Genomic DNA, 13,627 nt, shown 5'->3' with positions numbered 1-13,627 from the left:
ACCTTTCAGAGATGCGCGGACCGATGGGGCTGTCCAGCGCGAGCGGGAGCGAGCCGCCGCTGTGCGGCGTCCAGGCGTTTTCCCGGAAGGGAAAACCCTGATGCCGGGCGGATTCACTCCGCCCGTGTAGATGAAAAAACGGGGGCTCATGATGTCGAAAATGTTCAGGGGAAGGCCGACTTGCACCGGGAGGAAACATGGGCAAGGTTTTCCAACAGTCATTATAACCATCGGGCGCACCTTCCTTCTCCGGAAGGTACGCCCGGTTTGCTTTATTTTCGATGTTGAAGGACAGAAAGAATCAGGGCCCCTGCAATCATTTGCGTCCTGAGAAGGAAAGAGGCGGACGGCCGGTATAACGGCGGTCCCGCCTCCGTCATGATAACATTTCGGAAAAATTGTGTCAAGGAAGGGCGGCAACACGGCCGCCTTTTTCCAAATGAACGGGTTGCGGGGCATAGAACGGGACTGACTGCGGACATAGCAAGCAGCCTGGCGGCCCCGCATCTGCGCTGTATAAATATCGAATAGAATTGAAATATCTGGGGAATTACGACTTTTTTTCTTAATTTTTTGAGAATACTTGCATTTTCTTTCAAGGTGTGCTATATTTCCGTTCAAAGAAATATATATTAGCCAAATAACTAATTTGAGAGGAGAATGAACGTGAGAAGAACATGGCATGACCTTGTGCAAAAATGGGTTGCCCTGCTGCTGGCCGTTTTCATGCTGGGCGCGCCGCTGGCGCAGGCCGCAGGGCCCCGGGAGCAGAAGACGGGCGGTCAGCTCTCGGAGAGCGAGATGGATGCCCTCCTGCGGGGGGCGCTGACCTCCTATAAGGAGGACGGCGACGTCCAGCCGGAGGAACAGCTCTCCCCCGACGAGATTGTCCGGGTGGTTGTGGAGCTGGAGGAGGCTCCTGCGGCAGAAGGGACGGAGGGCGACTATGACGAGGCCGTGAAGAGCCGGGAGACCCAGCTGCTGGCAGCTCAGAGCGCTGTCATTGCCCAGATCCGCGCACTGTACCCGGTGACTGTGGTTCAGCAGACGGCCTATCTCTCCAACTCGATCACCGTGGAGATCGCCCGCAAGGCCATAGAAGACATCCGCACCCTGAAGGGCGTGGCCGATGCCTACGAGATCTCCAAGCTGGAGCCGGAGATGTATACCGCCATTGATATGGCGGGCGCGACAAAGGTCTGGGAGGACTATGGGTACGACGGCAGCGGCACCCTCATCGCCATCATTGACTCGGGCGTCAACTATGAGCACCAGGACATGACCATCGACCCCGGCTGCGGGAAGTACACCCGGGAGGAGATGGAGGAGAAGATCGACCTTCTGGGCTATGGTACTTATGTCAATGACAAGATCCCCTTTGCCTACAGCTATGTCTATGGCGACAATACGATCCTGAACGATGTGAACACCCACGGATACCACGTGGCGGGCATCGCGGCGGCCAACGCCTCGGACAGCGGTATCAACGGCGTGGCGTCCAACGCGCAGATTCTCAGCATGCAGGTCTTCGACAAGGTGGACGGCGGCTCCTCCAGCGACTGGAACTTCATCAACAGCGCCATCCGGCGGGCTTCGGCCCAGGGCGTGGTGTGCTGCGTGTCCGCGGGCAACTCCACCATGGCCACCATCTCGCCGGAGACCTACGACAACGGCGTGCCCAACGGCCCGGTCAACGACCTGGGTCTCGTGGACACCGCGATTATCGCCTCACCCTCTTCGGCGGAGAGCGCCCTGTCGGTGGCGTCGGTCCAGAACGTGGGTACCCTGCTCTCTCAGGCCACCATGGAGACGGAGGGCGAGAGCAGAGATATGCTGTGCACCGACTTTTTCCCTGCGTATGACCTGAGCAGCCTGGGAGAGGTGCGCCTCTACGACATGGGCACGGGTGATTACACCGAATACGGCTCCTATGACGACAACTGGGAGTGGGTGAATAAGTTCACCGACGAGGAGCTGGCTGAGATGAAGGGGCAGATCGCCCTGGTCCAGCGGGGTGATATTGAGTTCACCTGGAAAATATACTACGCGGCCCTGTACGCCGGCTTTGGCGGCGTTATCATCTACGACAACAGCGATTCCGACGTGGCCCCCTACGGCGTGGGCGCCCAGGACTACAGCCAGATCCCCGCCATCATTGTCAGTGGCGCGGACAGCGCCTATCTGAAGACCCTGGCGGAGAGCGGACAGACCGTCCGATTCACCGGCATGGAGGAGAACATCCCCGCCATCGTCACCGAGGACGTGGAGACCTCTCCCTTCTCCTCCTGGGGCCCCACCGGGAGCCTGGACCTGAAGCCGGAGATCGCGGCACCCGGCGGCAACATCTATTCCCTGGCGGGCGGAGTGGACGGATATCAGACCATGAGCGGTACGTCCATGGCCGCTCCCTATGCCAGCGGCGCGGAGGCCCTTCTGGTGCAGGCCATCCGGGCGCGGGGCATGGAGCTGTCCGGTCAGGAACTGACGGACTTTTTGAAGCAGAACATGATGAACACCGCAGAGCCGGTGTGGGATGTGGCCCACAATGTGCCCTATTCTGTGCGGCAGCAGGGCGCCGGCCTGCTCAACATCGAGGCCGCCGTCGGCAATCTGGTCACTGTCACTTGTGACGGAGAGGCCAAGGCCGCGCTGGGCCAGGTGGGCGGCCAGACCAGCTTCGACCTCACCTTCACCAACTACGGCCAGGAGGCGGCCAGCTATACCCTGGACGCCACGCAGGTCTATCAGGACTACACAGAACCTGAGACCAACCTCTACTATGTGCAGACCATGGACGGGGCTGCTTTCAGCTTTGACCAGGATACCGTCACTGTCCCCGCCGGCGGCACGGCCACGGTCCGGGTCACGCTGACGATCCCGGAGTCTGCGGAGACAGAGCATTTTGCAGAGGGCTACCTGAAGTTCACCAGCCAGGACGGCAAGGCTGACCTGGGCATGCCTGTCCTGGGCTTCTACGGGGACTGGAACAAGGAGCCCATCGTTGACGCCCCCTACTACAGCGAGGACAGCTTCATGCGTACCACCTTCCTGCCCGAGTACCGGGAGCAGTACTACGGCGGCTCCTACTATTACCGGGGCTATGCCGGCTATTCCACCTGCCTGGTGGGTTTGAGCGGCGGAACCCCGGACTACGCTCTGGGCGAGCAGATCGACCCCGCCACCCGCTCCATGGGGGCCAGCAGCGCGGTACGGTACATTGAGCCGGAGTACGTCTCCTTCTCCCCCAACGGGGACGGACTGCGGGACTCCATCGCGCCGTATCTGACCTTCCTGCGGAACGCGGCCACTGTGACCATGGAGATCCTGGACGCGGACGGCAATGTGATCCGCAATGCCGGCACCATGAACGAGATCCGGCGGCTGGCCTACAAGGACATGAGCGACGCCAATATGGCCCAGTTTGTGTCCGCCTCCAACTCCCTGCTGGTCTGGGACGGCACAGTGTACAATATGGCCACCGGCGAGCTGGAGCCTGTGGAGGCCGGCCAGTACACGGTCCGGATCACGACAACCACCGGCGTGGGCGACGAGGTGCAGACCGTGGAGCTGCCGGTGGAGGTGGACCTGACCAGCCCCACATTTGATTTCTGCGAGGTGGAGGAAAAGGACGGCGCCTACTACCTCCACTACAGGGCCAGCGATGAGAACGGCATCCACCATCTGGTGGCCTACGGCGTCAATGGCTCTGCCGGCGCCTGGACCGACGCAAGCTTTGACTATGACGAGAGCGACGGTTCCTTTACCGTCAAGCTGACCGGCATCCAGCAGAACGCCCTGAACCAGTGCTATATCATGGTCACGGACACTGCGGGCAACGCCGCCATGGAGGACTTTGTCTTTGCCGTGGGCGAGGTACAGGAGCTCAGCGGGGTCACTTTCACCAATCTGGACATCGACGCGCCCGTCAACTACCCCCAGTCCTCCGCGGTCCAGAGCGGCCTCTTCGAGATCTACGGCACTGCCGAAGACGGCTATGAGGTCGAAGTGGCCGGCCGCAAGGCGGAGATCCTGGGCAACAACTTCACCGTATACGTCCCCCTGACCGAGGGCGACAACATGGTCACCATCGTGGTGCGCAACCCGGAGGGGGAGGAAGTGCTCCGCCGGGAGACGAACCTGTTCCTGGACACTGTGCTGCCCGCAGTGGAATTCTCCATCCCGGAGGACCTGCTCCTGGAACAGGTCAACCCCTACCGCTTTGTGACCAATCAGGACCAGAACGCGGTCATCCCCCTGACGGTAAAGGTCCTGGATACCTCTGCCGGCCGCTGCCAGTGGAGCTATCAGTACAACGTGGATGAGTCGACCACCATCACCCAGAGCGACATGTTTGACGTGGACGAGAACCAGGAGGCCACTATCGAATTCCCCCTGCTCAACGCGATGGGGCTGAGCATCACCTTCTCCATCTACGACAAGTCGGGCAACCTGACCATGGTGAGCGTGTCCCTCTACACCCAGGACTATCAGGAGAACGCCCACCTGAACTTCAGCCTTAAGGAGACAAACTTCGGCGCCTATAACATTGTCAACCGGGAGCTGGAGGACGACACCATTGTTCTGACCGGCTATGCCAGCCACCCGGTGGACCTTATGTGGGGCGAGACGAAGGTGGAGCTGGAGCCGGGCACCGGAAAATTCCAGATCCCGGTGGTTCTGAAAGAGGGACTCAACACCTTCCACCTCTACGCAGTGGACAACGGGGTGGTCGTGTACGACAGCTACGTCAAATTCCAGTACCAGTACAACGCGCCCAACCTGACCCTGGAGGTAAAGCCCAGTCAGGCGGACGGGAAGATCTATACCAATGAGACGGAATTCCCCATCCACGGCATTTTCAGCGATGTGACGGACAGCTTTACCGTATACGTCAACGGCCAGATCATCTTCGCCTCGGACAATGTCCAGACCCCGGTAGAGGGCAGCCAGGCGGAGCGCACCTTTGACCACACCGTGACGCTCCAGGAGGGCGAGAACATCATCTGGGTGGAGGTCTATAACGTGCAGAACATCTGCACGGAGCTGTACCTCCATGTTGTCTGCGATAAGGAGGCGCCGGTCCTGACAGACCTCTTCTGCACGCCCTACAGCATCAGCGCCGCTACGGACGCCACGGATGTGGACCACATGGAGTACAGCTATGACGGGGAGAACTTCCAGCCCTATACGGACGGTGCGTACCTGTGGCCGGGCAAGACCATCTATGTGCGCGTGGTGGACTGGGCCGGCAATGCCAGCAACGTGTGCGTCACAGACGTGCCGGAGATGGTGATCTCCGTGCCCACGGGTACGGGCAGCCGGCCGGAGCAGGAGGAGACGAATTCCGCGGATGTGGATTCCGGCGCCTACTATGCCGACGCGGTGAAGTGGGCGGTGGAGCACGACGTGACACAGGGCACCTCCGCCACCACCTTCAGCCCCGACGCCAACTGCACCAGAGCTGAGACGGTGACCCTTCTGTGGCGCGCCATGGGCAGCCCGGAGCCCACCTCTCAGGTCAATCCTTTCCAGGACGTGGAAGCCGGCCAGTATTATTACACCGCGCTCCTCTGGGCAGTGGAGAATGGGATCACTACCGGCACCACGGCCACCACCTTCAGCCCGGACAACCCTGTGACCCGGGGCGAATTCGTCACGTTCCTGTATCGTGCGATGGGTTCCGGCGTTTCCGGCGCGGAGAATCCGTTCCAGGATGTCAGCGCCGGAGCCTACTACGCCCTTCCCGTTGCGTGGGCCGTGGAAAACCAGATCACCAAGGGCAGCAGCGCTACCACCTTCAGCCCTGAGCTGCTGTGTACCAGAGCTCAAACGGTGACCTTCCTGTACCGCGCCATGGCTGACTGACCTGCACATCCCTGTAGAGCGGAAGCGGTTCGATTATCCCAGCTCCGCTCTGCAGGGATGCTTTTATCGGTTGATTTTTTGAAGAGAAGAAGTATAATTGTATCAAAACCACCAGATTTAGTGGGGAATGAATACTATGAATGTTGTGATTCAGCGTACGCCGAATATCACGGGCGAGGTCATCCAGATGCTGACCCAGTATGTGGGCGGCGTCTCCATGGAGACGATGGCGGGAAAGATATGGGAGAAATACGGCGCCGAGTTTTCCGAGTCGGAGGGAGACGCCTTCCGTCGCCAGCTGGCCGTCTTCCGTGAGGTGGTGGAGCGCTGTGTGGACCAGCAGATGGCCGAGACGGCGCCGGATCAGGCGCTGCTGCAGTTCTATTTTCGCTCCTACGCCTCTGAGCCGGCGGGGGAATCCATCAATCTGGCCCAGAGCATGGTGCTGACGTTTCTGAATATCGGCATCCACGATTTTGACGCTCAGTTCCGGTACGTCGCAAAGGCGTTCCGGCAGCGGGGCCAGTCCTACATCCCCCAGGAGCTGTGCAGCGGCGGCATGGGGATCGAGGACCTGGAGAGCTATCTGAGCAAGCCTCTGGTGCAGCAGCTCCAGGAGCTGCCCTATCCGCCGGAATTCAAGTGGAACCTGAACCTGGTGCTGCTGGACTTTGAGCGGTATCTGGGGCAGCTGGAAGAGCTTCTCCGACCCTTTGCAGCTGCGTTGGAGCGGGAACTGCGGCTGTTTGAGCCGGCGCTGGCACAGTTTGAGGCCCGTTGGAACGGCTATTTCGCCAGCCACACCACAGAGGAATTTGCCGGGCAGTTCCTGAACGTGGACCAGTCCTATGGTCAGGCGGACACCGCCTATGTGATCCCCTGGATCTTCGGCGGAAATATCGTGGGCATCGACACGGATGACGAAGGCCATGTCTATGCCCATGTGGGGATTCTGATCCAGCCTTTTTTCCGGGCTGCTAGGGCACCCGCCAGTTTGGATCAGATCTGTCCCAAGCTGCGGGCCCTGGGGGACGAGAGCAAATTTGAGATCTTGCAGTATATCGCGGACAAAAAGGCGTACGGTATTGAGCTGGCCAACGAGCTGGGCCTGACCACAGCCACCATCTCCAAGCACATGAGCGCCCTGCGCAGCTACGGCCTCATCAACGCGGAGAAAAAGGACAACAACCGGGTCTATTTCTCCATCAACCGCACCGCAATCGTGGATTTGCTGGACGACATCCGGAGCTGCCTTATCCGGTGATGGATAGCTGAAAAACACATAAAATGGGAAAATCCCCCGGATTTCTTTCAATATCAGGAAGAAATCCGGGGGATTTTGTGAGTCGGAGATTTTGTGGGGGCGGCGTCACGCCTGCCAGACCGTTTTGCCCCCGTGGATGGTCTCCAGCACCCGGATGGACCGGATGTCCATGGGGTCCACCGCAGTGGGGGCGGCGGAGAGAATGATGAGGTCGGCCTGCTTGCCGGGCGTGATGGAGCCCAGGGAGTCCTCGCGGAAATACTGGTAAGCGGCGTGGATGGTGACCGCCCGGAGAGCGGCCATGGGGGAGACCTTCAGAGTCGGACCCAGCGTTTTTCCCTCCCGGGTCAGGCGGTTGACAGCGCACCATACCGTCTCCAGCATGTCGGGCTGGATGACCGGCGTATCCTGGTGGAGGGTGAAGGGGATGCCCAACTCCTCCGCCCAGCCCAGGGGGCTGATGGAGGCGGCCCGGTCGGGACCGAAGTTCTCGGCGTGGACGTCCCCCCAGTACCACAGGTGGGCGGCGAAGAAGGAGGGGATGATGCCCAACTCCTTCATCTCCGCCAGCTGCTCCCGGCGGACCAGCTGGGCGTGGATCATCACCGGCCGGATATCCGCCACAGCGCGGCCGGTCTCCTCCTGGGCGGCCCGGCAGCAGCGGATATACTGCGCCGCCGCCGCGTCCCCGTTGCAGTGGGCCAGCAGCTGTCTGCCCTGGGTGAGGGCGGTGCGGACAAAGCCGGTGACCTCCTCGTCGGTGTAGATGGGGTAGCCACAGTAGTCAGGCTGGTCAGGCGCGTTGGAGGCGTAAGGCTCCAGCATCCAGGCGGTCCTGCCCTGGGGGGAGCCGTCCAGAAAGATCTTGTACCCGCCGATGTGGGGTCGGTCAATCAGCTCCGGGGTGTTTTTCAGGTCGGCGTACCCCACCGCCTCGGTCTTCAGACGGGCGGCGGACAGCAGGGCGTACCGGCCTGTGTCGGTGAGGCCGTCCTGGATGAGGGTGATGCCGTGGGAGAGGTAGATCTCCTCCGCCCGCTCCACGTTGCGGGCGGCCTGCTCCGGCGAGGGGCCGGGCATGGCGGAGGCCAGGCGGATGAAGGCGTTTTCCTCCAGGTAGCCGCTGGGGGTGCGGCCATCGGCCTCCCGGCCGATCTTTCCCCCCTCCGGGTCCGGGGTGTGGGCGGTGATGTTCAGCAGCTTCAGGGCGGCGGAGTTGACCGCTCCCATGTGTCCCGAGGCGTTGGAGACGAGCACCGGCGTCTCAGGGAAGGCGTCGTCCAGGGTGTGCCGGTCGGGCTGGGCCCGCTCCGAGAGCACGTTGTGGTCGTACCCGAAGCCGATGAGCCACTGGTCCGGGGCCATGTGCCGCTCCTTCTGAAAGGCCAGCAGCAGCCGTGCCATGTCCCCAAAGGAGGAGGCGCTGCCCAGGGGGCACAGATCCAGGGTGGAGGCCAGAGCGGTCAGGTGGCTGTGGGGGTCCAGAAAGGCGGGCATCAGGGTGCGGCCTTTCAGGTCCCGCCGCCGCGCATCAGAGGCCAGGGCCTCCAGCTCTGCCAGCGTCCCCACGGCCCGGATGACGCCACCCTCCGTCAGCACCGCCTGAGGCGCCGGGCCGTCCTCCATGGTGAGGATGGTCCCGTTGTAAAAGAGGGTCTGTTCCATGGTTCATTCCGCCTTTTTATCAATAAATTCCGGTCTGAACTTAGAATACACGATTTTTTGTTCGCTATACAGGCCATAATAGCCGGAGAGCATATAGGATACGGCGCAGGCCACGGCGAAGAGGGGCAGGCCCTGGCCGCCGAAGAGCTCATAGGCCAGGAACAGGGAGGTCATGGGGCAGTTGGTGACGCCGCAGAACACGGCCGTCATGCCCAGCGCCGCGCCGAAGGAGGCGGGCAGGCCCAGCAGGGGGGCGGCCGCACAGCCGAAGGTGGCGCCGGTGAAGAACACGGGCACGATCTCGCCGCCTTTGAAGCCGGCCCCCAGGGTGACGGCGGTGAACAGAATTTTCAGAAGGAAGGCCTCGGGCCTGGCCTGGCCGCCGATGGCCTGGGCGATGAGCCCGGCGCCGGCGCCGTTGTAGTCGTAGGTGCCGGGGCTCCACAGCCACACCAGGTAGGTCAGGGCGATGACCAGGGCGCCGCCCACCGCCGCCCGGAGAACGGGCTGGGGGATGAGCTTGTTGTACAGCTTGGGGGCCACGTGCATGACCCGGCAGAACAGGATGGACAGCAGGGCGAAGAGGATGCCCATGCCCACGCACTGGAGGGCGGTGACCACGTTGAGGGCGGGCACGCCGGTGAGGGTGTAAACTGTGGGGGGCACGCCGAAGAAGGAGGCCACCCCCATGCCCACCAGGGAGGAGACGGTGCAGGGGACAATGGCGGCGTAGTACATGACGCCCACGCTCACCACCTCCATGGAGAACACACCGGCGGCCAGGGGGGTGCCGAAGAGGGCGGAGAAGGCGGCGGACATGCCGCACATGGTAATGACCCGGCTGTCCTTGTCGTCCAGACCCATCCACCGGCCGATTTTGGAGGAGATGGAGCCGCCCAGCTGGAGGGCCGCGCCCTCACGGCCGGAGGAGCCGCCCACCAGGTGGGTGATGACAGTGGCGGCGAAGATGAGGGGCGCGGTGCGCAGGCGGAGGGGCTCATTTTCCCGCACGGCCACCAGCACGAAGTTGGTGCCCCGGTCCTTCTCCATGCCGCACCAGTGGTAGAGCAGGACGATGAGCGCGCCGCCCGCAGGCAGCAGCCAGAGAATCCAGGGGTATTCCCCCCTCAGCTCGGCGGCGGCGTCGATGGCGAAGTGGAACAGCGTGCCCACGCCGCCGCAGATCAGGCCGATGACGCAGGAGAACACCAGCCACTTTACAAAAATCGCAGGCTGCCTGGCCCAGCTGGGCAGGCGATCCCGGAGCATACTCACAGGGCATCCCTCACTTGAAAAGAAAATGACCGAAATCCATAAAAACAGGCCAAAACGGCGGGATTTATGACTCCGGGAGGCTGATGCGCTCCGGACAGGCCGGGCGGCAGCCGATTCAGCAGACATCATTATAACATGGGGCAGGCCAATGCGCACCCATTTTGACGAAGAAGAGTGCAGAAAATTAAAAGTGTAAGATTTTTGCAAAAAGTAGTGAATTTCCACTACGGTTGTGATATAATTCTGCGACAAAGGCGGAGACGTCGAACTGTCTGAAAATTGTTAGGAGGAATTTCCGTGTCATCGGACCCTATATGGCCCCAATTGCTGCTGCAGCTGATCCTGATTTTGGTCAACGCGTATTTTGCCGCCACAGAGATCGCGGTCATTTCACTCAATGAAAACGTCCTGCGCCGGGAGGCGGAGGAGGGGGACAAGAAGGCGGCCAAGCTGCTGAAGATTGTGGAGGCCCCCACCCGCTTCCTGTCCACCATCCAGATCGGCATCACCCTGGCCGGATTCCTGGGCTCGGCCTTCGCGGCGGACAACTTCGCCGGCCGCATCCGGGACTGGGCGGTGCTGAAGTGGCAGCTGGACGCCCCGGCGGCGGCGGCCGTGAACACCCTGGCGGTCATCCTGATCACCATCATCCTCTCCTTCTTCACCCTGGTGCTGGGCGAGCTGGTGCCCAAGCGGGTGGCCATGCAGAAGACGGAGGAGGTGGCCCGGTTCACCTGCGGTGTGGTGTCCTTCCTGTCGGCGGTGATGCGGCCCCTCATCTGGCTGCTCACCGTGTCCACCAACGGGGTGCTGCGCCTGCTACATATCGACCCCAACGCCGAGAAGGACCAGGTCTCCGAGGAGGAGATCCGCATGATGATGGACATCGGCGAGGAGAAGGGGGCCATTGAGTCGGGCGAGAAGGAGATGATTGACAACATCTTCGAGTTCAACAACATGACCGCCGAGGAGGTCATGATCCACCGCACCGACGTGGTGATGCTCTGGGCCCAGGACACGGACGAGGAGATCATCCGTACCATCCGGGAGACCGGCCTGACCCGGTTCCCGGTCTACGAGGAGGACGCCGACGACGTGATCGGCATCCTGAACACCCGCACCTACCTGCTCAACGCCCGTGAGGCCCAGCCCAAGTCCCTGCGGGACCTGCTGACGCCCGCCTACTTTGTGCCCGAGTCGGTGCGCACCGACGCCCTGTTCCGGGACATGCAGGCCAAGAAGATCCACATGGCCATTGTGGTGGACGAGTACGGCGGCACCAGCGGCATCATCACCATGGAGGACCTGCTGGAGGAGATCGTGGGCAATATCTACGACGAGTTCGACCCTCAGGACGAGCAGGAGATCATCCCTCTGGGGGACAACCTGTGGCGTATTGCCGGCTCCGCCGACCTGGAGGAGGTGGCCGAGGCACTGGACGTGGAACTGCCCGAGGACGAGGAGTACGACACCCTGGGCGGCCTGGTGTTCGCCCAGCTGGCGGTCATCCCGGAGGACGGCAGCCACCCAGAGGTGGACGTGTGCGGCCTCCACATCCGGGTGGAGGAGCTGACCGACCGCCGGGTGGAGTGGGCCACCGTGTCCAAGCTGGAGCCCGCCCCGCAGGACGGGGAGAAGACAGAATAAAAAAGTGAGAGCGCCATGCCGGTCGTGCATGGCGCTCTTTTGCACAGCAGAGCATTGACACAATATTCAGGCGAAGCGAAAACGGGATAAGGAACCGCTTAACCTGGGATATGAAACAGGTAAACGGGAAATTGCTGGAAGCAGTATGGATAAAATGACGATTAAGGAAAATGTTAAATCTTTTTGGATTGTATCGATTACCCCTTTTCAAATGAGCGCCTTTGTAGTATGATTATCCCGCAAAGATATTAAAACCTCAAATACAACCACCGATATGGAGGTATGTCAGCCATGTCCGATATGAGAAAGACAAAGATTATCTGCACGCTGGGTCCCGCCGTGGATAACGAGGAAATGATCCGTAAGCTGATCCTTGCCGGCATGAACGCCGCTCGCTTCAACTTCTCCCACGGCACTCACGAGAGCCACCTGGCTCAGCTGACCAAGCTCAAGCGGGTGCGCGACGAGCTGGGCATCCCCGTGGCCGCCATCCTGGACACCAAGGGCCCCGAGATCCGCATCAAGACCTTCAAGGACGGCCGCATCGAGCTGAAGAAGGATGACATCTTCACCCTGACCACCGCCGAGTGCGAGGGCGACGCCAGCCGTGTGTCCGTTACCTACACGAACCTGCACAAGGAGGTCGCCCCCGGCAACCACATCCTGGTGGACGACGGCCTGATCGACCTGCTGGTGCAGGAGATCAAGGGCCAGGAGATCGTCTGCGTGGTGGAGAACGGTGGCCCCCTGTCCAACAATAAGTCCATCAACATCCCCGATGTGCACATCCTGCTGCCCTCCCTCACCGAGAAGGACAAGGATGACCTGAAGTTCGCCGCTGAGAACGACTTTGACTTCATCGCCGCCTCCTTCGTCCGCAAGGCCAGCGACGTGGAGGACATCCGCGCCGAGCTGTGCAAGCACGAGGGCGGCAAGAACATCCGCATCATCGCCAAGATCGAGAACCGCGAGGGCGTGGACAATCTGGACGAGATCATCGCCGCCGCCGACGGCATCATGGTTGCCCGCGGCGACCTGGGCGTGGAGATTCCCGCTCAGGAGGTGCCCATCCTCCAGAAGAAGATGATCAAGGCCACCACCATGGCCGGCAAGCCCGTCATCACCGCCACCCAGATGCTGGACTCCATGATCCGCAACCCCCGTCCCACCCGTGCCGAGGTGTCCGACGTGGCCAACGCCGTGTTCGACGGCACCTCCTGCGTGATGCTCTCCGGCGAGACCGCCTCCGGCAAGTACCCCATCGAGGCCGTCGAGGCCATGGTGTCCACCGTGAAGGCCGCCGAGTCCGCCATCAACTACTGGGGCCGCTTCCGTGAGCACAGCATCCAGCCCGGCATGTCCACCATCAACGACGCCATCACCCACACCTGCTGCATGACCGCCATGGACCTGAATGCCGCCGCTATCCTGGCGCCCACCGAGTCCGGCTACACCGCCAAGGTCATCTCCCGGTTCCGTCCCGCCTGCCCCATCGTGGCCGTGTGCCAGAGCGAGAAGGTCCGCCGCCAGCTGGCCATCTCCTGGGGCGTCCACTCTTACCTGACCGGCTTTGTGGATTCCACTGACCGCCTGTTCTCCATGAGCGTGGAAGTGGCCCGCAAGGAGGGCGCTGTGAAGAGCGGCGATACCGTGGTCATCACCGCCGGCGTGCCCATCGGCAAGAGCGGCACCACCAACCTGATCAAGGCTCAGGTGGTGTAAAAGAATACCAATCCGAAGAGCGGGGGAGATTTCCCCCGCTCTTGCCGATTCCAAGGCTTTGCCTGTGGCAAAGCCTTGATGCGGGGCGGATTCACTCCGCCCCAGCAGATCAAGGACAGGGTTCCCGCGGAACTGGTTCCGTGGGACAAGAACGGCACCACCAACCTGATCAAGGCCCAGGTGGTGTAA

6 protein-coding genes are annotated in these 13,627 nt (G+C 61.6%); 4 read left to right on the top strand and 2 right to left on the bottom strand.

From position 1 onward, the window contains the following. Positions 1-666 precede the first annotated feature (666 nt). Both Q0K23_RS08975 and Q0K23_RS08970 read left to right on the top strand, forming a co-directional pair. Entirely contained in the window at positions 667-5,865 is a 5,199-nt protein-coding gene (locus Q0K23_RS08975; protein WP_294520993.1) for a S8 family serine peptidase, read from the top strand. Between the two features lie 136 nt (positions 5,866-6,001). Beyond that, a complete protein-coding gene (locus Q0K23_RS08970) occupies positions 6,002-7,129 on the top strand; it encodes a helix-turn-helix transcriptional regulator (protein WP_294520991.1) in 1,128 nt (375 codons plus the stop codon). A 105-nt stretch (positions 7,130-7,234) separates the two neighbouring features. Here Q0K23_RS08970 and Q0K23_RS08965 read toward each other — a convergent pair whose 3' ends face one another. After that, the gene (locus Q0K23_RS08965; RefSeq protein WP_294520988.1) at positions 7,235-8,794 is read right to left on the bottom strand and encodes an amidohydrolase; all 1,560 of its coding nucleotides are present in this window, start codon (positions 8,792-8,794) and stop codon (positions 7,235-7,237) included. Between the two features lie 3 nt (positions 8,795-8,797). After that, positions 8,798-10,063, bottom strand: coding sequence for a chloride channel protein (locus Q0K23_RS08960; protein WP_294520986.1), 1,266 nt, complete (start codon positions 10,061-10,063; stop codon positions 8,798-8,800). 303 nt (positions 10,064-10,366) lie between these two features. Here Q0K23_RS08960 and Q0K23_RS08955 point away from each other — a divergent pair, with 303 nt between their 5' ends. Then, on the top strand, positions 10,367-11,716 hold the full coding sequence (locus tag Q0K23_RS08955) for a hemolysin family protein (RefSeq protein ID WP_294520983.1): 1,350 nt from the start codon (positions 10,367-10,369) through the stop codon (positions 11,714-11,716). Between the two features lie 291 nt (positions 11,717-12,007). Continuing rightward, positions 12,008-13,438 (top strand): pyruvate kinase, encoded by a 1,431-nt coding sequence (pyk, locus tag Q0K23_RS08950; RefSeq protein ID WP_294520979.1) that lies wholly within the window; start codon positions 12,008-12,010, stop codon positions 13,436-13,438. Positions 13,439-13,627 lie beyond the last annotated feature (189 nt).

The organism is uncultured Pseudoflavonifractor sp. (assembly GCF_944387275.1).
Taxonomy (GTDB): Bacteria; Bacillota; Clostridia; order Oscillospirales; family Oscillospiraceae; genus Pseudoflavonifractor; species Pseudoflavonifractor intestinihominis.
The sequence above is the reverse complement of the archived record's forward strand: the minus strand, read 5'-3'. Positions and strand labels throughout refer to the sequence as shown.